The following is a 24,183-nucleotide window of genomic DNA, read 5'->3' on the forward strand; positions in this document are numbered from 1 at the left end:
CTGCGATAAGCCCAACAACCGAAGATATACTTCTGGACTTATCTTAATTAGTGAGACTTGTGTGTGTTAAACATATAAGTCTCTTTTTTATTTTTAGGAGGAAAAAATGCCCCAAAATTTTTATAATCAGTCAGTTAAAGATATTGAACAAGAGCTTTCAACATCTTGTGAAAATGGTTTGAATTCGGAGCAAGTAGAGCAGCTTCAGGAAAAATATGGTCCTAATAGTCTTGCTGGTAAGAAGAAAACCAGTATGTTGCAACGTTTTATTGCACAATTTAAGGACTTTATGATCATTGTTTTGATCATTGCTGCGCTTTTATCAGGCTTTGTCGCTCAAGAGTGGACAGACGCTGCGATTATCATGGTTGTTGTTATCCTGAACGCTGTTTTAGGTGTTTTCCAAGAAACTCGTTCTGAAGAAGCAATTAATGCTCTGAAAAAAATGGCCACGCCAAATGCACACGTGCGAAGAAATGGGCAAGTGGTTGAGATTCCAAGTACTGAATTAGTACAAGGTGATATTGTCTTACTTGAAGCTGGTGATGTCGTTCCAGCAGACTTGCGTTTGACAATTACTAAGAGCTTGAAGATTGAGGAGTCTGCATTAACTGGGGAATCAGTACCTGTTGATAAAGAGCACGACCAAATTAATGAGGATAAAGTTGCTTTAGCCGATCAGGATAATATGGCGTTTGCCAACACCAATGTTACCTATGGTCGTGGTGAAGGAATTGTCACTGAAATTGGGATGAATACTGAAGTCGGTAAAATTGCCACCATGCTTAACAATACCGATGAGACGGATACACCACTTAAGCGTAACCTTAACCAATTAGGTAAGACATTAACAATTATGATCTTGCTGATTTGTGCGGTTGTTTTCGTTGTCGGTTTCTTTACCAAGCAGGGTACAGAGCCAACACAAAAATTAGCAATTGATATGTTCTTAGTTGCAGTTTCGTTAGCAGTTGCGGCAATCCCAGAAGGATTACCTGCAATTGTTACAATCATTTTGGCGCTTGGAACGCAAGTAATGGCTAAGCACAATTCGATTGTGCGTAAATTACCTGCAGTTGAAACTTTGGGTGCAACTGATATTATCTGTTCAGATAAAACTGGTACATTAACTCAAAATAAGATGACAGTTGAGCAGGTCTACTATGACAATGAAGCTCATCAAGCAGACCAGAAGATTTCTGAAGATAACCCTACGTTGTTGTCAATGGTTTTAGCTAACGACTCTAAGCTTGATGACACAAATAGATTGTTGGGAGATCCAACTGAGACGGCACTTATTCAATATGCCTTAGATCAAAAGATTGATGTTCATCAGCTACTTGACCAGCACAAACGGGTTCAAGAAGTTCCTTTTGATTCTGGCCGTAAATTAATGAGTACGGTTAATGAAAATGGTGGACAATATTTTGTTGCTGTTAAGGGAGCACCTGACCAATTACTTAAACGAGTTACTAAAATAGAAGTTAATGGCAAGGTAGAACCGATTTCTGCTGAACAAAAAGAAGAAATTTTACTTTCTAACCAAAAAATGGCAAGAAGGGCCTTAAGAGTCTTAGGTTTAGCGTATAAAACAGTTGATCAGCTATACGATGCTCCTTCTACTGATAACGTTGAACAAGATTTAATTTTTGTCGGCTTGGTTGGGATGATTGATCCAGAAAGACCTGAAGCTAAAAAAGCGATTGCAGAAGCACATGATGCAGGAATCAAAACAGTTATGATTACTGGAGATTTCCAAGTGACCGCACAAGCAATCGCTGAGCGACTTGGAATTCTAAAACCAGGCCAGGATGAACGCGTGGTTACTGGTGCTCAACTTGATGAAGTTAGTGATGAATACTTGCAAGAACATGTACCTGATTACAGTGTTTATGCTCGTGTTTCGCCAGAGCACAAGGTTCGAATTGTTAAGGCATGGCAAGCCCGTGGTAAAATTGTTGCGATGACCGGTGATGGTGTTAATGATGCCCCTAGTTTGAAGCAAGCTGATATTGGTATCGGCATGGGTATCACAGGTACTGAAGTTTCCAAGGGTGCCAGCGATATGATTTTGGCCGACGATAACTTTGCCACAATCGTTGAAGCTGTTAAGCAAGGCCGTAAAGTTTTCAGCAATATTCAAAAGGCAATTCTGTACTTGATGAGTTGTAATGTTGGTGAAGTTTTGACAGTGTTCATGATGACAATGCTTGGCTGGGACATTTTAGCACCCGTTCAACTTCTTTGGATCAACCTTGTTACTGATACACTACCAGCTATTGCGCTTGGGCTAGAACCAGTGGAAAAAGGTATCATGAAGAGGGCACCACGTGGTCGGAAATCCAATTTCTTTAGTGGTGGTGTTTCTAGTTCAATCGTCTACCAAGGAATTTTGGAAGGTATTTTAGTTTTAGCAACTTATCAATTAGGCTTGAAATTTGGTCCTCATGTTAACAGTGCTAACTTACAGCATGCAGATGCGTTGACTATGGCATTCTTGACTTTAGGATTAATCCAATTATTCCATGCGATTAACTCAAAATATATCCATCAATCAATCTTTTCTAAGCATACACTTACAAATAAATGGTTTAACTGGGCTATCCTTATTTCAGCAATAGTAATGGCCGCAGTAGAATTACCATTTATGACTAAGTTCTTTGATGTTACAGAATTAAATGGCATGCAATGGTTAATTGTCTTAGGTGCAGGAACTTGTATGATTATCATTGTCGAAATTGTTAAATTCTTCCAACGTCAAGCTGGACAAAAATAAAATAGCAAAAAGAATAACTAAAAAACTGGTAAATTACGCTATAAAAGTAGTAGTTTACCAGTTTTTCTTTGGCATTTATTAATTTTAAAAAGTTAGTTTAAATACAGTAGGCAATTTTAGTTAGGTATTCAGCATCAATATCATCAAAACGTGCAAAGTCCTTGCTATCAAGGTCTAAGACAGCAATCAAATCTTCATTTTTCGTAATTGGTATAACAATTTCTGAATTAGTAGCAGCATCGCAAGCAATATGGCCAGCGAACTCATGAACATTAGGAACAATTTGCGTTTCTCTTGTTTTAGCGGCTGTACCGCAAACACCTTTGCCTATTGGAATGTGCATGCAAGCAACAGGACCCTGAAAAGGTCCCAAAATTAATTCATGATTTTGATAACGATAAAAGCCAGCGTAACTGACATCAGGCAGATTATTAAACAGTAGGGCACTGATATTACTCATATTAGCAATCAAATCGTGCTCATCTTCAAGTAGACTTTGTGCTTGTTTAAGTAGCAGGTGATAACGTTCAAGTTTGTCCATTAGCTTTCTCCTTTTTGACTAAGTCTAAACTAAGTATGTAGCTTTTAAAAGTCAAACAAAGTATTTACTTTTTGATTTCAAATGTGTAAGATTGAACAAGCCGTTATAAAAAAGCTATAATGAAATGTGTAGTAGGGTTAAAATCATTGCTAATATAAGATTTAACAATGATTTGGTACCTAAGATACTTTGTGATTTGTAAGAAATAAATTACAAAATTGTATAAATTTTCATTAAAAAAGGTGTATAATTTTTAAAAATCTTAACGGCTATAGTAAAATGGTCTCAATGACTTATTTTATTGCAAGATAATGAAAGGGGCGATAACAATGTCGATGATAGAGTTCCATGACGTGCAAAAATATTATGGCCATTTTCATGCACTGCACGACATTAATTTGGAAATTGATGAAGGGGAGACGGTGGTTTTAATTGGACCATCAGGTTCAGGTAAGAGTACTTTAGTACGTACCGTGAACGGCCTTGAAACAATCCAAAAAGGTCAGTTGATTGTTAACGGTCATGATTTGTCTGATCCAAAGACTAACCTTAACATTCTTCGAAGTGATGTTGGGATGGTTTTCCAGCACTTTAACCTGTACAAAAATAAAGATGTACTTGAAAATATTATGTTGGCACCAAGAATTGTTAGCCATATTCCAGAAGAAGAAAACAAAAAACGAGCAATGGAACTGCTCGAAATGGTTGGTCTGGAAAAATGGGCACACAATATGCCTTCACAAATTTCAGGTGGTCAAAAACAGCGTGTTGCCATTGCTCGAACATTGGCCATGCGTCCTAAGCTTATTCTTTACGATGAACCAACTAGTGCGCTTGACCCAGAAATGATTGATGATGTTTTGCAAGTTATTAAGAAAGTTACAAATGAGAGCGGAATGACATCCTTGATTGTTACCCACGAAATGGGCTTTGCTAAAGAGGTTGCCAACCGAGTTATCTTCATGGACCAAGGTCAAATTGTTGAAGATGAGAATAGCGCAAGTTTCTTTGAACAACCTAAGACAGTACGGGCACAACAATTCTTGAGTAAGATCATCTCTCACTAAGGAGGCCGATTATGAAAAAGAAATTTTGGTTGCTTCCTTTACTAGCATGCGTATTGATGCTAACTGGATGTGGTAAGAGCTTAAGTGATCAATCTGTTTTAGATAATGTTAAAAAGTCTAATACGATTACTTGGGGTGTTAAAGGTGATGTTAAACTTTTTGGCTTGATTGATGTCCGTGATGGTCAACAAAAAGGTTTTGATGTTGACATGGCCAAGGCAATTACTAAGCGTATCTTAGGACCTAAAGGCAAGGCAGAATTTGTCACAACCACGTCACAATCAAGAATACCGCTTTTGAAGAATGGTAATGTCGATGCAATAATTGCTACGATGACGATCACTCCAGAGCGTAAAAAGATTATTTCATTTTCACACTCATACTTTGATGCCGGTCAGTCAATATTAGTTGCTAAAAATTCCTCAATTAAAAGTGTCAAAGATTTAAATGGTAAGACTGTTATTGGGGTAGTTGGTGCTAATTCAGTAGACAACATTAAAAAGATAGCTCCTAAGGCAAAAGTGATTGAACTACAAGATTATGCTCAAGCTATGAATGCACTGAAATCAGGACAAGGTGATGCTTTGACTACTGATAATGGTATCTTATTTGGGTTAGCAGTTCAGAACCCAGGCTATGAAGTTCGTGGTGGAACTTTCACTGTTGAACCTTATGGTGTTGCGGTTAATAAGGGACAAACCGGATTTACTAAGGCTGTTGACAAGGCAGTTCTTGAGATGCAGCACGATGGTGAATACAACCGCTTAATCAAAAAGTGGTTTGGCGATGTTCCAGGATTTAAGTATAAGGAGCTGTATCGCCGATGATTGATATTTTTACAAGATTTAGTGGTCAATTATTTGTTGGTTTAGGCTGGACGATACTTTCAAGTGTGATTGCATTATTCTTCAGTTTGATTATAGGAACTGTATTTGCAATTATGGAAGTTGTTCCTAGTAAAATAGCTCGCTTCATTGGACGTGCATACGTAGAAATATTGCGTAACATTCCACTGCTGGTAATTACGATGTTCTTCTATCTTGTAATTCCAAAATATGTGATGAAGATTAATGGCTTTACTGCAGGAACAATTGGTTTAACGCTTTATACTTCTGCATTTATTGCTGAAACGATTCGTTCAGGAATCCAATCTGTTTCTGGTGGACAAATGGAAGGTGCTCGTTCTACAGGTATGACATATTGGCAAGCAATGCGTTACATTATTTTGCCACAAGCATTTAAGATCGTTATTCCACCACTTGGAAACCAGTTTGTTAACTTAGTCAAAAACTCATCAGTTCTTGCCTTCGTTGCAGGATTTGATTTAATGTACCAAGCAAACTCAATTGCTTCGACTACATTTGACCAGATTAACAGCTATTTAGTCGTTGGGGTTTTGTATTTGATTGTTACATTACCACTTAGCTACTACATGCAGTATTTGGAAAAGAAATTAGCCTGAGAGGAGGTTCAGTGAAATGCAAAATTGGATTAGCGCCTTTTCATGGCTAAACGTGCACTTTCTATTAATGGGCCTTTGGGTTACTATCTATATTTCAGTAATTTCAGTTATTTTGAGTTTCATTATTGGCTCAATTTTGGGAATTATTAGATATTCAAAAATCAAGTTTGTTTCAAAAATCGTTGGTTTTATAATTGATATTATCCGTAACGTGCCGTTACTTTTGATTATCTTCTTTACCTACTTTGGCTTGCCAAACTTTGGGTTAAGACCAGAAACGATTCCAGCAGCAGTTATTGCAATGACGGTCTTTGAATCAAGCATGATTGCAGAAATAGTTCGTTCAGGAATTCAATCAGTTTCTACCGGACAAATGGAAGGTGCAAGATCAACGGGAATGTCCTTTGTTCAAGCATTATGGCATGTTGTATTGCCACAGGCATATAAGAACATGATTCCAACAATTATTAGTCAATTTGTTTCGCTAATTAAGGATACTTCGTTAGCAACAATTATCGTTGTTCCAGAAATGATGCAGCATGCACAAGTTATTTATGGACAAAATTCTAATTATATTTTGCCAATGTTTGCTGCTTTAGCAGTACTATACTTCATCGTCTGCTTTACACTTTCAGTGATTGGCAACGTAATTGGAAAACATTTGACTTAAAATTAAATATTTTGATTTATTTTCTTAAAAAGGATTTCACACTGTGAAATCCTTTTTTTGTGTGTTTTTGCTGATATAAAGCATTTTATGACTAAGTATCCAATTATAAATAAGCGATTAATTAGATTTTTTTTAGAAAAAGTATTGACAGATTAAAAATATACACTTATCTTATTATATAACATCATATAACAATTAATAGATGAGAGGTAAACAATGAAGAAACAATATCAAGACGAAATAACAAATGCGATTAAGGCCTGTCAAAAGATTGACGGCATCAATCATATTTATTTTGCGGCATGTGGCGGTTCAATGGCTTTCATGCAACCAGCAGAGTACATTATTAACCGTGAGTGCGATATTCCTGCAACTATTTTGCCATCACGTGAATTTACCACACGTGATCCCCATGACTTGGGTGAGCATAGTGTAGTTGTAACCTGTTCTCACTCAGGTAGTACCCCAGAAACTAATGAAGCTGCCAAATTTGCTAAAGAAAAAGGCGCTTTAACAATTGGAATTGCCTTCACACCTGATTCAGACTTGGAAAAGAACTCTGATTATACTTTGCATTACAGTTGGGGAAAAGGTACAGACGCTTCTGATTTAAACACCGGTGTACTTTATGGCTTTATTTTTGGTCTGTTAAAGGCTGTGACTGGTGATGCTAAGTATGACAAGGGCTTGCAAGCACTTGACGACTTGGAAGCAATTGCTGAAAGAACTCGCCAACAATTCGGTGATACAACTAAGAAGTGGACTAGTGAGTTAAAGCGTGAGAAATTGATTTATGCAATTGGTTCAGGCATTAACTTGGGTGAGACATACTCATTTTCAGCATGCTGGCTCCAAGAAATGCAATGGATTAACAGTAGCTGCATTGATTCAGCAGAATATTTCCATGGTCCTTTTGAAATTACTGACTTTGATGTTCCTTTCATTATTTGTGAAGGAATGGGTGTTACTCGCAAGATGGATCAACGTGCAGTTGATTTTGCTAAGAAGCACAGTGATAAAGTTTATGTAATTGATAATGCAGACTTTGATATGCACGAAATTGATGACGATTTTAAAGAATATTATTCACAGATTCTTTCAGGTGTAGTCTTCCGTCAACTTGCTGAAGGCTTTTCATATGAAAGAGGTCATTCTCTAGAAGCTCGTCGTTACATGTGGCATTTAGATTATTAGTGTTAGTCCAATGAAGATAATTTCAATTGGAGATAATGTAGCTGACACCTATGTTAAGCAGAGAGTTTATTTTCCTGGTGGAAATTGCGTCAATGTTGCTGTTGATGCAAAAAAAGCTGGAGCAGAAGTTTCTGCTTATCTCGGCATTTTAGGTAATGACGATCGTGCTAGCCATATTGAAGAATCATTAAAAGAAGAGCAGGTTGAATTAGTTAACTGTCGTAAAGTTTATGCTCCTACGGCGCAGCCGCGAGTTTTCCTAACTGCTGAAGGGGATCGAACCTTTGAAGCAGGTCCGAAGAATTCAGGCTTACACTTATTAAACTTACGATTAACTCCTGATGACTTTACAACAATAGATGGTTTCGATGTTGTTCACGCAGGAATTGATTCTGGAATTGATGAGTATCTACCAGAATTACATAAACGAGTAAAAGTTTCCTTTGACTTTTCCATTTCTCGGGATAAGGACTACTTTAAAAAGACACTTCCTAATGTTGATTTTGCATTTTTCTCTGGGTCTGATATGAGTGATGATCAAGCTGTAGAATTTGCCAAAAAATATTTAACCTTAGGTCCAGAAGTTATTGTTATTACAAGGGGAGAAAAACTCGCATTTTTGTTAACTTCACAAGAATCTTATTACCAAGAACCGCAAAAAATAAAAGTTGTCGACACGATGGGTGCAGGTGACAGTTTTATTGCTGGTTTTCTAGTTTCTTACTTAGATAAGAATAATTTAGTATTAGCGGCAGAAGCTGCAAGCAAAAACGCTGCAGTTACCTGTCAATTATCTGGAGGCTTTGGTCACCAGAAATCTTTTTAGAAAAGAGTGATGAACATGAAAAAAGGTGCAGTACTTGCTACAGCAGCCGTTGCATGCTTCGGAATACTATTTATTGCGCATGATTTGGCAATGGTTAAGCACATTTCAAGTCACATTGGCGCTATTCACTTAGGTCACATCGTTGAGTCAGGTCCTACAGACGAAATCTTTGATCATCCAAAGCATCCTTATACTAAGAGTTTGTTGACCGCAATTCCGATTACAGATCCGATTGCTGAGCAGAAAAAGCAATTGTCTGATTATCATGCACATCGGCATCAATATGTAAACAAGACGATGGTTGATCTTGGCAATGGGCACATGGTTTTGGATGATGGCTCATGGTCGTAGAAGCACTGTTAAATAACAATTGCAAAAGTTTACTTATTTAATTATACTTGGCTGGTCGAAACGTAAAACAAGTTTATAGGAGAGTTTATCAATGGCACGACCAACAAATAAAACTGATTTAATTGAAGCAAGTAATACAGCGTATCAAAAGATAGTTGATTTAATTGCTTCATTACCTGAAGAGGCACGTACAGCTGACTTTGATTTTGATACTAGTAAGTTAAAAGAAGCACATTGGAAACGCGACCGCAACGTTAGAGACGTATTAGCCCATTTATATGAATGGCAAAAATTATTAATTGACTGGATTGATAGTAATCAAGCTGGCAAACCAAAAGAATATTTACCAGAGGGCTATAATTGGCGTAACTATGGCGAAATGAACCAAGAGTTTTGGAAGAAAGATCAATCAATTTCTCTTGAAGAAATGGAAGAACTACTTGCTCAAAGTCATAAGAAAACAATGGCTTTAATTGACTCCTATACCAATGATGAACTATTCCAAAAGAATGTTTTCCCATGGACAGGCAATAATGCTCTAGGTACATATTTTATTGCCAATACTTCTAGTCACTATGAATGGGCTTTAAAGAAGCTAAGAAAATATAAGAGATCTTTAAAATAAGATAGCGAAAAAACCGTTAGCACTTTGGCTAGCGGTTTTCCTGTTTTTAATAATAAAAAGTAAGCACTTAGTGTTTGTTATTTCAATTTTAATTTAGTAATATTGTGGTATTGAGGAGTGTTGTAATGAGACCTGATGAGACAATTGAAACAGTAGTTCCGCTTTATCGCAAGATATATCTTGATATTAAAAAGCAAATTCAAAATAATGAATTAAAGCCGGAACAAAAATTGCCTAGTGAACAGTACTTGTGCCAAAAGTACAATGTAAGTAGGATAACAGTTCGTAAGGCTTTAAAGTTGTTAACCGAGGAGCGATTAGTTGTTACCGTTCAAGGTAAAGGCTCATATGTTAATGCTAAGAAGATGATAGGTAAGTTAGACCAGATTCAAGGCTTTTCAGAATTTGCGCTTTCGCTTGACAAAAAGAGTGAGACCAAAATTTTGAAACGTGAAATCATCAAGAACGTCGACATTGCCAGGAAATTAATGTTACCTGATGATGCGGATTTAATTTACATCAAACGACTTTCTGAAATTGAAAAAACACCTTTGGGGATAGATGAAGCTTGGTTATCTGCTGAGCGGTTTCCTGATTTGCTAGTTAATATTAACTCTGACTCTTCTTTATATGAATATCTTGAACAGAAATATCATGAATTACCAGCAAATTCATATCGTGAAATTAGTACAAGTCTGCCAACTGCAAAACAAACTAGTTTGCTTAAACTCGATAAGGTAATACCATTATTTGAGGTTAATAAGACAGTTTATAATCAATTCGATCAGCCATTGGAATTTTCACATTATGTGGTTCGTGGAGATGAAATGACTTATATCATCAATTCGAATGTTGACGGCAAATTTCGCTTAAACAGTAAAAAATAAATTGATTTTAATAATACAAAAAGGCAGCCAGCTGAATAACTAGTTCAGTTAGCTGCCTTTTAATTACTAGATTATTTTTATTTCGTAGCCAGTAATAAAATCAAAAATGATAATGTGTCGAATAAAAAGTGAACTAAAAAGCTAACCCAAATATTATGAGTTTTTGTAAAAGCCCAGTTTAGAACTAACCGTGTAAATGCTAAACCTAAAATGACATAGCTAAGGTTATAATCGTATGTTGATAGATGAAGTAGCGCAAAAATTAAAGTAGAAGCAATATTGCCCCATAATAGCGGATGCGGCAACTTTGCAGAGGTAGCCAATTGCGTGACTGCCAATAGTGGCATAATTGCCAAGAACTCTTCACCTAAAATTTGGATAGCGCTACTAAATCTTTGATAAAGGAAGATAAGCCAGACGTGTGGTGTTTTCATTGTTAAGCCAGCTGCGGCATTACCAGAAACAGATCCGAATAGCTTTTGCGCAATCATCCCCGATAAAACAGAAATAATGTAAGCTAAAATAAAGAAAGCTAGAACCCAGAGCCACTCTTTTGCCTTAAGACCATGAAATAGGCGGTGCCATCTATTACCAGTAGCTAGTTGAACACCCAAAATTTGAATTCCAAGAAAAAGCGTAACTATTAGTATTTGAAATATACCACTTACAAAAGTTGGATGGTTTTCATCAAAGATTAAAAAGTCTGGGATTTGGATACCAGGCATCATTAAACAGCAATAGGCTAGAAGGTTTGAGCCCAGAATTATTAGCCATTGTTTAAATGTTAATTTAGTTGAATTGATATTTGTAAAAGAATTATTCATTTTTACCACCTCTTACTAGTCTCATTTTATTGACTATATTGTTGAAATACAATTTCCTTGCTTGTGTAAAATGCACAAGCTTCAAAAGATAAGAAAAGGAATTGTGGGACTTCTTCAGAATTCTGATTGTTATCGTTTACAATAAAGAGTGTGCTAAAATCAAAAATGAGTAGTATGCAAATAATATTTGCAGAAAGGAGCTATTTTATGAAGACTGTTACAATTGCTCATCATGAAGTCCCTGCTTTAGGGATTGGTACATGGGAAATGGGTGATAAACCAGAAATAAGAACTGAAGAAATTGCTGCAATTCGTGCTGGGCTTGATGCGGGTTTACGCGTAATTGATACGGCTGAGATGTATGGCAATGGTCGTTCTGAAAAGTTGGTAGGTGAGGCAATCAAAACTTACCAACGGTCTAATATTTTCTTGATTTCTAAAGTGTTACCTTCAAATGCGTCTGCAGAACATATGAGACGAAGTCTAGAAAATAGTTTGAAGCGACTTCAAACAGATTATCTTGATTTGTATCTTTACCATTGGCGCGGAGCAATACCATTAGAAGAGACTATTGCTGAGTTACAGTCTTTACAAGATGAAGGCCTTATCCATGCTTGGGGTGTTTCAAATTTTGACTTAGCTGATATGGAAGAACTATGGCAATTACCCAGCGGCCGTAATTGCGCTGCTAATGAAGATTTATATAACTTGGAAACTCGAGGAATTGAATACAGTTTGCTTCCTTGGCAAAGAGAAAAGAAGGTTCCTTTAATTGCATACAGCCCATTGGGACGAGGTGCAAAAATGGGAAGTACAATGATGAAAAATCAGGCAGTCTTGCAAATTGCTGAGCAACATCATGCAACTGCTTATCAAATTTTATTAGCATGGGTAATGCAACAATCAGATATTTTAGCAATTCCTAAAAGCAGTAGCTCAGAGCATTTATTGTCTAACGTAAAAGCATTGGAGATTGAATTAACTCAAGAAGATTTGCAAACTTTAGACCAAGCTTACCCAAAGCCTGATCATAAGGAGCCACTTGCGATTTACTAGGCAATCAACTGGTCTTTTTTGAAAACTAGTGCGTTGAAAATGTAAATGGTAAAGTTTCATTAGTCGATATGAGATTATTTTGATGATGTAAAAATCTTTTTAATGATTAAAAAACTAAAAAATAAAACAAAAAAGCTTGAGTTCACTCAAGCTTTTTCTGTACTCTTATACTAAGTAAGAAATTGGGAAGTTAAATAATGAAGAGTTTTTTATTTCGATTATATCTGGCATTAATGAAGCTAGTTGCTCGTTTTACGCCAATGCAAGATAATAAAGTAGTCATTCTTAATGGAGCAGGTAGGTCAGGTTCAAATGGCTATTTGTTTGGTAAATATTTGGAAAAAAACCATCCAGAATATGAAGTTACACTTGTTGAACCATGGCCATCTTCGCATTTACCGCTTAAGACTTGGCGCGAAATCGGCGCGGCTAAATTTGTTTTGACCACACACCAGCCATTTAAAGTTCATGCTAAGCAGATTAATATCCAGTTTTGGCATGGTATTCCACTTAAACGAATGGGAATAATGGCAAATAATACTACTAGAAAAACGGATCAGCGCAACGCCAAATTATGGCAAAAAAATGCTGATATTGTTTGTTCAAGTAGTGACTTATACGAAAGTCTGATGAGTGCGTGCTGCGGCATTGAAACTAATAAGTATCAGAAAACTGGCTTTCCTCGACTCGATGCTTTGAAAAGTCCTGCCATTAGCAAAAAGCAGTTATTGATGGATTTGTTTAAAGTTGAAGATGCTGATGCCAAAATTGGTATTTACATGCCAACATTTCGCTATGAAATGGAAGACAGTAAGATTATGAGACAGGTTGAACAAGGCAACTTTTTAACGCTGGCTGACTTTGATATTGAACAATTGAATCATAATTTAAAACAAAAGCAGCAGTATTTAATTGTTAAATTGCATCCGTATGAAATGCGCTTATTTGAAGATCTGCATAGTAATTTTTCTAATATTACCTTTCTTAACAATGATTATCTCAACCAGCAAAATGTTGATCTGTACGAATTGTTAGGCAATACTGATTTTTTGATTACTGATTACTCGTCAATTTACTTTGATTATTTAACAATTGATAAGCCAATTATTTTCCTCACCAACTATTTACAGCAATATGAAGAAAAGCGTGGTTTACTAATGGGACCATATGAAGATGTTGTCCCTGGAATATGTGTGAAAACCCAGCAAGAGCTTTTAGAAGCATTGGACAAACCTGACCAGTTTCAGCAAAAGCGACATTATTGGCTAAACCTATCCAACCAAGTTCAAGCTGATTCAAATTGCGAAAATGTAGTTAAGTTAATGAAGAGCATTAGAGGGTAAGTTGTGAAAAAAACTTTTTTAAATATCTTGTATAATGCGGTTTACCAAATTTTCCTTGTGCTAGTGCCGTTAATTACGGTGCCATACTTGTCGAGAATTTTAGGTCCCAAAACTTATGGTATTTATAGTAATGTTAATAATATTGTCCAGTTCTTAATGATCTTTTGTACATTATCAGTTTCATATATTGGAATGAGGACAATTTCGCAAACACGAGCATTTAAAAGCCCACAAGAATTAACTGAAGCATTTTGGGGCTTATGGTATTTTCAAGCATTAGCTGGCTTGGTTACGATTCTAATTGTTGTTTTAGTTGCGTGTTTTTTCCATATTAAGTATTGGCAATACATCTTGTTGATGGTGCCATATTTAATCTCAGCTCAAGTTGATATTTCATGGTTTTTCCAAGGATTGGCAGACTTTGGCCGTGTTGTTTTAAAAAATACGGCGGTTAAACTAGTTTCAGTTGTTTTGATTTTATTATGGGTTAAACAGCCAGGCGACTTGTGGAAATATATGTTGATTATGTCTGTTTCAACGATGCTTGGTTCATTTGTGTTCTGGTTTGATATTCGGCACTATGTTGGGGGACCAGTTAAGCACTTTTATCAGTATCAAGCGACAATTAAATCCATTATTACATTATTAATTCCGCAAATTGCAACACAAATCTATACTTCACTTGATAAGCCGATTTTAGGTCTTTTCCAAAATTCAACTCAGGTGGCCTACTACGACAATTCTCAACGTATATCAAATATGGTTTTGGGAGTTGTTACAAGTATTTCACTAGTTATTATGCCCAAAATGGCCGGTGAAGGTAAAAAAGAGCAGCGTGTTATTCTAAAAAAATCGCTTGAAGCAACCGTCATGCTAGGAACATTGTTTGCAGTGATTATCATGGCGAATACAAAAGAATTTGTTCCTTTCTTTTTTGGTCACAAATTTATTCCGATGACGCCGTTAATGTTCTTCTTTGCTTTGACAATAGTGATGATACCAACTGGGGGTGTTTTTGCTAATCAGTTCGCCTTGGCAAATCATCGTGACCAAGACTATGCCATCCCGGTAATAGTTGGTGCGATTCTCGAAGTAGTTCTAAGTTACTTCTTGGATAGATTGTATGGCGCAACGGGTGCGATGATTGCAATTTTGATTACTGAATTCATCGTTTTGATTTTGCGGTTGTGGATAGTGCGTGACGGATATGATTTTAAGTATTCCTTTAAAGAGATTCCGAAATATCTGTTGATAGCTCTGATTGTCTTAGTAGTGGGGATGCTTATTCCGCAGCTTGTTTCGTCAGCCTTTTTCAATATGGCTATCAAATCAATTGTAATGTTCATCCTATATTTTGCCCTTATGTTCCTATTTAAGCTTGATTTTAATCAGGACATTATTATGTTAGTTAAGAAACTTTTTACTAGAGGTTAAAAATGATTCCGAAAATAATTCATTATGTTTGGGTTGGAGGCAATCCTAAGCCCAAAAATATTCAGCGTTGTTTAAAAACTTGGCGCAAACACTTGCAGGACTATAAAATTATCGAGTGGAATGAGGATAATTTTGACATTCATGAAAACAAATACGTTGAACAAGCCTATCAAGCAAAAAAATGGGCCTTCGTTTCCGACTATATTCGTGCCAAGGCTGTTTATGAATACGGCGGCATTTATTTGGATACTGATGTACTCGTCCTTGACGATTTGACAAGTTTGCTTAATAATCGCGCTTTTGTTGGTTTTGAAAACAAGGACAATCCTTTTACGGCAGTTTTTGGTGCTGAAAAACACCATCCACTACTGAAGGATATGCTGACCTATTACGATGATCGCGACTTTACTTTCGATCGAGCCGATCAATTGGCTGGTGTTAACACGGTCTCTGTTTCGGATATTTTAAAAAACAAGTATGGTGCTAAGCCCAACAACCAAGAACAAGAGCTTAAAGAGGGAATTCATGTTTACCCAGATGGCGTCTTATGCAACCCATCAGCTGATTCTAAGACTATCCATGTATTTACTGGTACGTGGATGGAGGGTGAGAAGCCACTAAAAAGAAAACTTGTTACAGCGTTCAAAGTAAGAATTAAAACGCAAAAAGAGGCGGCGCTTTATGCCAAACTCTTCAGGTGAACTAACTGAAGCAGAATTGCAGGAATTAGTTGAACATGTTTCGCTGACATCATTTAACCGTCCTTTTCTGCATCAAGTTAAGATTAATCGGCGAATGACGACAACAGGGGGACGCTATCATTTAACTGATCATCATCTTGAGATAAATGCACATTTTTTACAACCGCAATACCATGATGAATTAGTTGGAATCATTAAACATGAACTAACACATTATCATTTACACTTGCAAAACCGCGGTTACCGCCACCGTGATACCGATTTTAAGTTATTGCTGAAAAAAGTTGGAGGCAGTCGCTACGCACCTGATATCGGATTACGCAGAAAGCAAAAACCCAAATTTGTTTATAAATGCCAGCAGTGTGGCCAAAAGTTTAAACGTGTTCACCGCATTAACGTACGCCGCTATGCTTGTGGTAAATGTGGAGGCACTTTAAGGCTGTTAAAAAGCTAATTTAAAAATAAAGTTATCGTTTTCATTGATTTTGTTTGACAAATTGTTAGGTGCCAAACTATAATTAGATTATAGAAATTAGGTACCTAACAAAAATAAAAATAGAAGAACAAAAGGAGTTTTATCATGAGTCAAACAAGTGATAAGTTAATGAAGCAACTTTATTTTATTATGCGTGCCAGTCGCTACTTTATGTTTGAGAATAAGCAGCCTATTTCTGGTCAAAAACGTGTCTTGGCAGTCCTTAGACTTGAAGATGGCCTAACCCAAAACTATTTAGCTGAAATTCTGGCGCTTAAACCTGGATCCTTAGCTGAACTTTTAAAGAAAATGGAAGCTAAGGGCTCCATTCGACGTGAGACAGATGAGCAGGATAAACGAGTTAAACGGGTTTATCTAACTGAAGAAGGCCGAGAAGAAGCAGCTCGTTTAGACGAATTAAAGAAGGCCCAAGATACAGGTTCATTTTTTGCTGGTCTAGATGAAGAAGAGCAAACCCAATTTAGCCATTACTTGGAAAAAATAGCTGATGGTTGGGACGAGGACTTTAAGCAACATGCGCAAAAGTTTGTTGATCCAACTGTGCGTATGAAAGCTTATAGCAAGTGGCGCAAATATGCTGAAAATCACGATTACTCAAAAGAAGAGATGAGAGATCTCTGTCACCGGATGCATGGTCACCATCATTATCGTGATCACTGTCATGATTATAATAGTGAAGATTTTAAGAAATACTGTGATTTTGACAAAAATTGGCATGGTGACCGCGACTTTTGGCGTGAATTTTGGCATAATGAAGATAACGAATTGTAGTTAGAAAAAAGAAAAAGTTTTTCAGTAATTGAAAAGCTTTTTTTAATTAAGAAAGTCGGTACTACTAATGACATTTAAGTCTGACCAAACTAAGACAAAAACGGTTAAAATGAAAGACTTTTTACAGCTTTTAAGAGGATTAAAAGTGAAGAAAGGACTCTTTGCCGCCGGTTTGCTTTTCAGTTTAGTTACGAGTGTAGCTAACTTACTATTGCCATTATTGACACGTAATTTGGTTGATACAAGTAAGTGGAATAAGTTCAATTACCGAAGTATGGTGTTAATCATTGTTGTTTTTGTTGCTCAGCTAGTTTTGGGTACACTTGGTGGTTATATTTTGCGCTACTTCGGTGAAAGTGTCGTAAAAAGCTTACGTGAAAAACTTTGGTCGCACCTGCTAAAATTACCGATTTCTTATTTTGATGAAAATAAGGCTGGGGAAACTAGTTCACGTCTTGTTAATGATACTGGGGTAATTAAAGACTTGATTGCTTCACAATTTCCCAACTTTATTACCGGTGCCATCCAACTGCTTTTTTCCTTAATTATTCTCTTTGTGATGGATTGGCAAATGGCGGTCTTAATTTTTACAATTGTGCCGGTTGTCATTTTGATCCTTTTTCCGGTCGGTCGTATTATGGCGCGACTTGGACGTAAGCTGCAAGCTGCAACAGCTGAATTCAACGGTGATGTCAGTGAGAAATTAGCGGAAGTTCGACTAATTAAATCAAGTAACGGCGAAAAGTTTGAAGAGCAAAGTGGGAAAAAGATGATTAATAAGATCTTTAACATCGGAGTGATCGATGCCCGCGTTGAAGCAATCTTACAGCCAATTATGACAACGCTGATGATGGCAGCATTTGCCGGCATTTTAGCTTTTGGACTTATTCGTGTCGGGCAAGGTTCATTAACAAGCGGATCACTTGTTGCCTTTTTACTTTACTTGTTTAATGTGATTGCGCCATTTGCCAACTTTGCAACCTTCTTCTCGCAGATTCAAAAAGCTTTAGGTTCCACCGAACGGATCCAACAAATTTTACAAATTGAACCAGAAAAAAGTTACTTAAGTCAGCCGACAGATATAGCTAATCAAACTTTGAAGGCAGAAAACCTGAGTTTCAATTATGAGACAGATGAACCGGTTTTAAGTTCAATTTCGTTTGTTGCCAAGCCCAATTCTGTAATTGCTTTTGCTGGGCCAAGTGGCGCAGGAAAGTCGACCATTTTTGCCTTGATTGAACGCTTTTATCACCCGACAACTGGTCAAATTTTGATTGGCAAGCAAAATATTGATGAGATTGAACTAGCGAGTTGGCGTTCACAAATTGGTTATGTTTCGCAAAATAGCGCTATTTTCTCTGGTACGATTAGAGATAATTTGGTTTATGGACTAGATCAAAAACTGACTGATGAGCAGCTTTGGCATGGGTTAGAGCTTGCTTATGCCGATCACTTTGTCCGTGCTTTTCCGCATCAATTAGACACTGAAATAGGTGAACGAGGCATCAAATTATCTGGTGGACAAAAACAGCGAATTGCAATTGCACGTGCATTTTTGCGCAATCCCAAGATTTTGATGTTAGATGAAGCAACTGCTAGTTTGGATTCTGAATCAGAGCGCAAGGTGCAACAGGCACTTGACCAATTAATGACAAATCGTACCACGCTAGTCATTGCCCACCGGCTAGCCACAATCGTGAATGCTGATCAAATCTACTTTATTGAACATGGTCAGATAACAGGCCATGGTACGCATCATGAATTAATGAAATCACATCCTTTATATGCGCGCTATGTTAATGAACAGATGGTTGATTAATAAAAAAGACTGCCAGAAAGTCTTGTGCAAAACTTCATTTTGAGGTATAGTATTGAATGTGTTGCGGGCATGGCGGAATTGGCAGACGCGCAAGACTAAGGATCTTGTGATCGCTTTTTGATCGTGGAAGTTCGAGTCTTCTTGCCCGCACTAATTAATGGAGCTTCGGCTCCATTTTTTGTATCCGATAAAAGCACCTTTACTAAAAAGGTGCTTTTTATTTTAAAAATTAATTATATTGCACATTTTTATGTCCGAAAGAGGTTATACTAAAAAGTAATAACTAAAAGAGTAAGGGAATTTCTATGCCAAAAAAACGTAGGGGCAAAAAGCAATCAAATTTTATTATTATTTTGCGAACATTTATCATCTTATTTGTTTTAATTATTGCTTTTGTAGCGTTTAGATATTATCGGCGGCAAGCAATTCAAACGGAGCAAATTAGACAAGAGCAACTCGCCCGTGAAGAAGCTAGACAAAAGATTATTAGGCAGCACAAAGCATTTATTAAAGAAATTGGACCAATTGCAAAGGAAGTTGATCAGGAATTTGAGTTACTTCCAAGTATTACAATTGCCCAGGCATGCCTTGAGAGTGACTATGGTCAGAGCAGTCTGTCACAAAAGTACAATAATCTGTTTGGCGTGAAAGGCAGCAATCCGAATACTTCAGCGATTTTGAAGACAAAGGAATATCAAAAGGGTAAGTGGATTGTCGTGAAGGCACGCTTCCAAATCTATGACTCCTATGAAGCGTCAATTCGTGCGCATGCTCGGCTTTTCCAAAAGGGTACTACTTGGAATAGTCAGCAGTATAAGCATGTTCTAGCTGCTAAAAACTATCAAAAGCAGGCACATGCATTAGTTCAGGACGGCTATGCCACAGATCCTGATTACGCGACCAAATTAATTAAATTAATCGAGGAGTACAACCTTGATCGTTTTGATAAATAACAGGTATTCTTGCTAAAAGCTGCCTGCTTTTTTGGTACAATGAATTAGTTACATAATTTTATTTGTGAAGGGAATTATAATGAGCGAAGAATCGATTTTGGCAGGATTAAATCCGCAACAAAAAGAGGCCGTAAAAACGACAGAGGGTCCACTCTTGGTTGTGGCTGGTGCAGGCTCAGGCAAAACCTCCGTATTAACAAGACGAATTGCCTACTTAGTAGAAGAAAAACAAGTCCTGCCTTGGAATATTCTGGCAATTACTTTTACCAATAAGGCAGCCAGCGAAATGCGCGAGCGTGAACAGAAACTCCTTGGTCCTGCCGCAAATGATATTTGGATGTCAACTTTCCATGCTTTATGTGTCCGTATTTTACGGCGTGATTCAGATAAGATAGGTTATGGTCGTAATTTTTCAATTGCGGATTCAGCCGAACAATTGACTTTGGTTAAGCACATTGAAAAAGAACTGAACATTAATCCTAAAATGTATGAACCCAGAGGTATCTTGTCTGCCATTTCAAATGCTAAAAATGACCTTTTAACGCCACAAGCATTTGAGGATAGTGCTGCATCACCTTTTGAAAAAATGGCTGCTAAAGTCTATCAGGAATACCAAAAACGGTTGAAACATGACCAAATTATGGATTTTGATGATTTAATTATGCAGACATTGGTTCTCTTTAAAAAAGATCCTGAAGTTTTACATTATTATCAAAATAAATTCCGTTATATGCTCGTTGATGAGTATCAGGATACTAACCAAGCACAATATGAATTATGTCATGAATTAGCGGCACAATATAAGAATATCTGTGTTGTTGGTGATGCAGATCAGTCTATTTATGGCTGGCGTGGCGCCAATATGGAAAACATCATGAACTTCGAAAATGATTACCGCGATACTGGGGTTCAAACTGTCAAATTGGAGCAGAACTATCGCTCAACTGGTCATATTTTGTCCGCAGCCAACGCAGTAATCGACAATAATCGTAATCGCAAGAAAAAGAACTTGTGGACTGACCAGGGCGATGGCGAAAAGATTACTTATTACCGTGCCCAAAGTGGTGACGATGAAGCCCACTTTATCATTTCCAAGATTCAAGAAGAAGTTGATGATAATAACCGCTCCTACAAAGATTTCGCTGTTTTATATCGGACCAATGCCCAGTCAAGAACAGTCGAAGAAGCTTTTGTGAAGTCAAATGTCCCATATCAAATTGTGGGTGGTCACAAGTTCTACGATCGAAAAGAAATTATGGACATCATGGCTTATCTCAAGCTGGTTGCTAATCCAAACGATTCAATGAGTTTTAACCGTATCATCAATACGCCAAAAAGGGGAATTGGCCGTGTTAGTGTTGACAAGTTTATGGATGTCGCACAAGGAAACAACTTGTCATTGATTGACGCTTTTAAGCACATTAATATATCAGGTATTTCAACCCGTGCTGCAGCTAAAATGAGTGACTTTGGTGCTAAATTACGTGATGCAATTGAATATGCCAAAGATCATAGTGTTACAGGCCTAACCGAAAAGATTTTGCAGGATTTTGGCTATACAGATGCGCTTAAGGCAGAACATACAATTGAAGCAGAAACAAGACTAGAAAACTTGGATGAATTTCTTTCAGTTACTAAACGTTTTGACGATCAATATGAACCTGAAGAAGATGATGCTAACGCTTTAAGTGACTTTTTAGCAGAAGTTTCATTGTTAAGTGATCAGGATGATTTAGAAAATAATGATGATCAGGTCGCATTAATGACCTTGCATGCAGCTAAAGGTTTGGAATTCCCAGTGGTCTTTTTGGTAGGGATGGAAGACGGATTATTCCCACTTTCTCGTGCTCTTTTAGAAGATGATCAATTAGAAGAAGAACGCAGACTTGCATATGTTGGAATTACTAGAGCCAAAGAAAAGCTCTTTTTGACCAATGCTTATTCCAGAATGATGTTTGGCCGGATGCAAAACAACCCACCTTCAAGATTCTTGGAAGAAATTGACGTCGATGATCTTGACATGCAAAACTCAGTTCCAGAGGGTGTAGGAAATAGTGATTTTCAAGTTCAAACCGCTCCTTTTGCTAACGTTGATGAACGTGCGCGTGCTCAAGTTTACACACCAAAGGCAAAACCTGCTGGTGGTGCAATTGGTGCCGAAAAGAAGGGCTGGAATGTTGGCGATCAAGTTGAACATAAAGCTTGGGGTCACGGCGTTGTAACGAAAGTTAACGGCGAAGGCGAAGACATGGAGCTCGATATTGCGTTTCCAAATAAAGGAATTAAACGCCTTCTAGCAGCATTTGCTCCTATTAAAAAGGTATAATTAAAGCGAAAAACATAAATAAAAATTAATCAGGAGGAACAAAATGGCAGACTTAACTCTTGATGAGGCTAGAAAAGAAGTTGCTTCCCTCAGAGATAAACTTGACGAATGGGCTAACGCATATTATTCCAATGATGCACCAGAAGTTGAAGATAATGTATATGATCAAAACTATCAGCGTTTGGTCGAACTCGAGCAACAGTTTCCCCAACTCGTAACGCAGGATTCAATTACTCAGCGAGTTGGTGGACAAATCGGTAGTGAATTTACTAAAGTAACGCACAAGATTCCTATGCTTTCAATGGGTGACGTTTTTTCGAAACAGGAATTACGTGAATTTGATGAACGGGTGCAAAAGCAAGTTGGTCATGAGGTTGCATATAACGTTGAGCTAAAAATTGACGGTTTATCAATTAACCTTGAATATCAAGATGGTAAATTAATGCGGGCTTCAACCCGTGGTAATGGCCAAGTTGGAGAAGACGTAACGGCTAATGCACGTTTTATTTCCGACATTCCACAAACCTTGCCTGAAAAACTCACGACAGAAGTGCGTGGAGAGTGTTACATGGGAAAAGAAGCTTTTGCGAAGTTAAACCAAGAGCGTGATGAAAAAGGCGAAACAACTTTTGCTAATCCACGTAACGCTGCTGCGGGTTCATTGCGCCAACTTGATGCCAATATTACTAAGCATCGCAATCTGAGCACATATATTTACACTTGGGTTAATCCGCCTGAAGAAATTACGAGCCAACACCAAGCAATTGAAAAAATGACGGATCTAGGCTTTCACACTGATTTAACAGGTCGTCGCCTTTCGAAGATGGATGAGATTTTTGACTTTATCGACGAATATACAGCTAAAAGAGATTCACTTGCTTATGGGATTGACGGAATTGTTTTAAAAGTTGATGACCTTGGTTTACAGAGTGAATTGGGCAACACGGTTAAAATTCCGCGTTGGGAGATTGCCTATAAATTCCCGCCAGAAGAACAGGAAACTGTGGTTCATGAAATTAAATGGACGGTTGGTCGTACCGGTGTTGTAACGCCTACTGCTATAATGGATCCAGTACAACTTGCTGGAACAACGGTCTCGCATGCCGTTTTGCACAACGCAGATTTGCTAAAGCAAAAGGATGTGCGAATTGGTGATACCGTTATGCTGCACAAGGCAGGAGATATCATTCCTGAAATTTCCGAAGTTGTGCTAGCCAAACGACCTAAGGATTCTGAACCATATCCAATTCCTACTGAATGTCCATCTTGTGGCGAGAAATTGATTCACTTAAAAGATGAAGTGGCTTTACGTTGTGTGAACCCATCTTGTCCAGCACAGATGGAAGAGGAAATTACACACTTTGCTTCTCGTCCAGCAATGAATATTGATGGACTAGGTCCCAAAATTGTGCGTCAACTGATTTCTAACGATCTTGTTCATAACGTAGCAGATTTATATCACTTGCAAGCAAGTGATTTGGCTAAACTTGATCATTTTAAAGATAAGTCTATCAATAATCTGTTAACAGCAATTAATAATTCAAAGCGTAATTCTGTTGAACTTTTGCTTACTGGTCTAGGAATTGATCATGTCGGTGCAAAGGCAGCCCGTTTAATTTCGCAAAAGTTTAAAAATATGGCAAAGATTATGGAAGCTGACGTGCAAGAGGTTGCTGCTATCGATACAATAGGTATGACAATTGCTGAATCGCTAACAACCTACTTTGCTCAGGATGAAGTGGTTGAACTAGTTAAAGAATTGCAAGCTAGTGGTGTTAATATGGATTACTTGGGTGAAACAGAAGAACAAATTGAAGACATTCCTGACAATTACTTTAAAGGTAAAACAGTTGTCTTAACTGGAACACTATCCCATTTCACGCGGAGTGAATTTACGAAAAAATTACAGGCTTTAGGTGCAAAAGTGACTGGTTCAGTTTCAAAGAAAACCGATTATGTAATTTATGGTAAGGATGCAGGTTCTAAGTATACTAAGGCCCAAAAGCTTGGTGTAGCGTTATTAACTGAGGAAGAAGCAGTTGCTCAAGTTAAATAAAGGAA

At 37.4% G+C, this 24,183-nt stretch carries 22 protein-coding genes and 1 tRNA gene; 21 read left to right on the forward strand and 2 right to left on the reverse strand.

The features are described from left to right. Positions 1 to 106: 106 nt before the first annotated feature. Positions 107 to 2,776, forward strand: coding sequence for a calcium-translocating P-type ATPase, PMCA-type (locus tag F5ESL0263_RS02265; RefSeq protein WP_122034515.1), 2,670 nt, complete (start codon positions 107 to 109; stop codon positions 2,774 to 2,776). A gap of 97 nt (positions 2,777 to 2,873) precedes the next feature. Here the strand turns inward: F5ESL0263_RS02265 and F5ESL0263_RS02270 are convergent, their stop codons facing one another. Continuing rightward, positions 2,874 to 3,317 (reverse strand): GAF domain-containing protein, encoded by a 444-nt coding sequence (locus tag F5ESL0263_RS02270; RefSeq protein WP_122034517.1) that lies wholly within the window; start codon positions 3,315 to 3,317, stop codon positions 2,874 to 2,876. A gap of 329 nt (positions 3,318 to 3,646) precedes the next feature. Between F5ESL0263_RS02270 and F5ESL0263_RS02275 the strand changes: the two genes are divergently transcribed. The 9 genes from F5ESL0263_RS02275 (at position 3,647) to F5ESL0263_RS02315 (ending at position 10,399) form a co-directional block, all read left to right on the forward strand. Continuing rightward, a complete protein-coding gene (locus F5ESL0263_RS02275; protein ID WP_046306293.1) occupies positions 3,647 to 4,384 on the forward strand; it encodes an amino acid ABC transporter ATP-binding protein in 738 nt (245 codons plus the stop codon). Between the two features lie 11 nt (positions 4,385 to 4,395). Further along, complete coding sequence (locus F5ESL0263_RS02280) at positions 4,396 to 5,211, forward strand: glutamate ABC transporter substrate-binding protein (RefSeq protein WP_122034519.1); 816 nt, start codon at positions 4,396 to 4,398, stop codon at positions 5,209 to 5,211. Next, the gene (locus F5ESL0263_RS02285) at positions 5,208 to 5,846 is read left to right on the forward strand and encodes an amino acid ABC transporter permease (protein WP_046306299.1); all 639 of its coding nucleotides are present in this window, start codon (positions 5,208 to 5,210) and stop codon (positions 5,844 to 5,846) included. Before F5ESL0263_RS02280 ends, F5ESL0263_RS02285 begins: the two co-directional genes overlap by 4 nt. Positions 5,847 to 5,862: 16 nt before the next feature. Continuing rightward, the gene (locus F5ESL0263_RS02290; RefSeq protein WP_046306301.1) at positions 5,863 to 6,516 is read left to right on the forward strand and encodes an amino acid ABC transporter permease; all 654 of its coding nucleotides are present in this window, start codon (positions 5,863 to 5,865) and stop codon (positions 6,514 to 6,516) included. 216 nt (positions 6,517 to 6,732) lie between these two features. Continuing rightward, positions 6,733 to 7,710 (forward strand): SIS domain-containing protein, encoded by a 978-nt coding sequence (locus F5ESL0263_RS02295; RefSeq protein WP_122034522.1) that lies wholly within the window; start codon positions 6,733 to 6,735, stop codon positions 7,708 to 7,710. A 10-nt stretch (positions 7,711 to 7,720) separates the two neighbouring features. Beyond that, positions 7,721 to 8,536, forward strand: coding sequence for a PfkB family carbohydrate kinase (locus tag F5ESL0263_RS02300; RefSeq protein WP_122034525.1), 816 nt, complete (start codon positions 7,721 to 7,723; stop codon positions 8,534 to 8,536). Between the two features lie 15 nt (positions 8,537 to 8,551). Next, positions 8,552 to 8,887, forward strand: a complete 336-nt coding sequence (locus F5ESL0263_RS02305) for a hypothetical protein (RefSeq protein WP_233558440.1) — start codon at positions 8,552 to 8,554, stop codon at positions 8,885 to 8,887. Positions 8,888 to 8,978: 91 nt separating this feature from the next. Further along, complete coding sequence (locus tag F5ESL0263_RS02310; protein WP_122034529.1) at positions 8,979 to 9,512, forward strand: ClbS/DfsB family four-helix bundle protein; 534 nt, start codon at positions 8,979 to 8,981, stop codon at positions 9,510 to 9,512. A 125-nt stretch (positions 9,513 to 9,637) separates the two neighbouring features. Continuing rightward, complete coding sequence (locus tag F5ESL0263_RS02315; protein WP_122034532.1) at positions 9,638 to 10,399, forward strand: GntR family transcriptional regulator; 762 nt, start codon at positions 9,638 to 9,640, stop codon at positions 10,397 to 10,399. 77 nt (positions 10,400 to 10,476) lie between these two features. Here F5ESL0263_RS02315 and F5ESL0263_RS02320 read toward each other — a convergent pair whose 3' ends face one another. Next, positions 10,477 to 11,223 carry a CPBP family intramembrane glutamic endopeptidase gene (locus tag F5ESL0263_RS02320; protein WP_122034534.1) on the reverse strand — a complete coding sequence of 249 codons (747 nt, stop codon included), beginning with the start codon at positions 11,221 to 11,223 and terminating at the stop codon, positions 10,477 to 10,479. A 207-nt stretch (positions 11,224 to 11,430) separates the two neighbouring features. Here F5ESL0263_RS02320 and F5ESL0263_RS02325 point away from each other — a divergent pair, with 207 nt between their 5' ends. The 11 genes from F5ESL0263_RS02325 (at position 11,431) to ligA (ending at position 24,178) form a co-directional block, all read left to right on the forward strand. Further along, complete coding sequence (locus tag F5ESL0263_RS02325; RefSeq protein WP_122034537.1) at positions 11,431 to 12,279, forward strand: aldo/keto reductase; 849 nt, start codon at positions 11,431 to 11,433, stop codon at positions 12,277 to 12,279. A 197-nt stretch (positions 12,280 to 12,476) separates the two neighbouring features. Beyond that, positions 12,477 to 13,622, forward strand: a complete 1,146-nt coding sequence (locus F5ESL0263_RS02330; RefSeq protein WP_122034539.1) for a CDP-glycerol glycerophosphotransferase family protein — start codon at positions 12,477 to 12,479, stop codon at positions 13,620 to 13,622. Positions 13,623 to 13,625: 3 nt separating this feature from the next. After that, positions 13,626 to 15,056, forward strand: coding sequence for an oligosaccharide flippase family protein (locus F5ESL0263_RS02335; RefSeq protein ID WP_122034541.1), 1,431 nt, complete (start codon positions 13,626 to 13,628; stop codon positions 15,054 to 15,056). Positions 15,057 to 15,058: 2 nt separating this feature from the next. Next, complete coding sequence (locus tag F5ESL0263_RS02340; RefSeq protein WP_122034544.1) at positions 15,059 to 15,757, forward strand: glycosyltransferase family 32 protein; 699 nt, start codon at positions 15,059 to 15,061, stop codon at positions 15,755 to 15,757. Continuing rightward, positions 15,738 to 16,211 (forward strand): SprT family protein, encoded by a 474-nt coding sequence (locus tag F5ESL0263_RS02345; protein ID WP_122034546.1) that lies wholly within the window; start codon positions 15,738 to 15,740, stop codon positions 16,209 to 16,211. Before F5ESL0263_RS02340 ends, F5ESL0263_RS02345 begins: the two co-directional genes overlap by 20 nt. A 126-nt stretch (positions 16,212 to 16,337) precedes the next feature. Next, on the forward strand, positions 16,338 to 17,024 hold the full coding sequence (locus F5ESL0263_RS02350) for a MarR family winged helix-turn-helix transcriptional regulator (RefSeq protein WP_122034548.1): 687 nt from the start codon (positions 16,338 to 16,340) through the stop codon (positions 17,022 to 17,024). Between the two features lie 67 nt (positions 17,025 to 17,091). Next, on the forward strand, positions 17,092 to 18,843 hold the full coding sequence (locus F5ESL0263_RS02355; RefSeq protein ID WP_122034550.1) for an ABC transporter ATP-binding protein: 1,752 nt from the start codon (positions 17,092 to 17,094) through the stop codon (positions 18,841 to 18,843). A gap of 63 nt (positions 18,844 to 18,906) precedes the next feature. Further along, a tRNA-Leu gene (locus F5ESL0263_RS02360) sits at positions 18,907 to 18,993 on the forward strand. 155 nt (positions 18,994 to 19,148) lie between these two features. Then, the gene (locus F5ESL0263_RS02365; protein WP_122034552.1) at positions 19,149 to 19,796 is read left to right on the forward strand and encodes a glycoside hydrolase family 73 protein; all 648 of its coding nucleotides are present in this window, start codon (positions 19,149 to 19,151) and stop codon (positions 19,794 to 19,796) included. A 79-nt stretch (positions 19,797 to 19,875) separates the two neighbouring features. Beyond that, entirely contained in the window at positions 19,876 to 22,122 is a 2,247-nt protein-coding gene (gene pcrA / locus F5ESL0263_RS02370) for a DNA helicase PcrA (protein WP_122034555.1), read from the forward strand. 43 nt (positions 22,123 to 22,165) lie between these two features. Next, entirely contained in the window at positions 22,166 to 24,178 is a 2,013-nt protein-coding gene (gene ligA, locus F5ESL0263_RS02375; RefSeq protein WP_074425650.1) for an NAD-dependent DNA ligase LigA, read from the forward strand. The last annotated feature ends 5 nt before the right edge of the window (positions 24,179 to 24,183 follow it).

Source organism: Lactobacillus sp. ESL0263, assembly GCF_003692845.1.
Lineage (GTDB): Bacteria > Bacillota > Bacilli > Lactobacillales > Lactobacillaceae > Lactobacillus > Lactobacillus apis.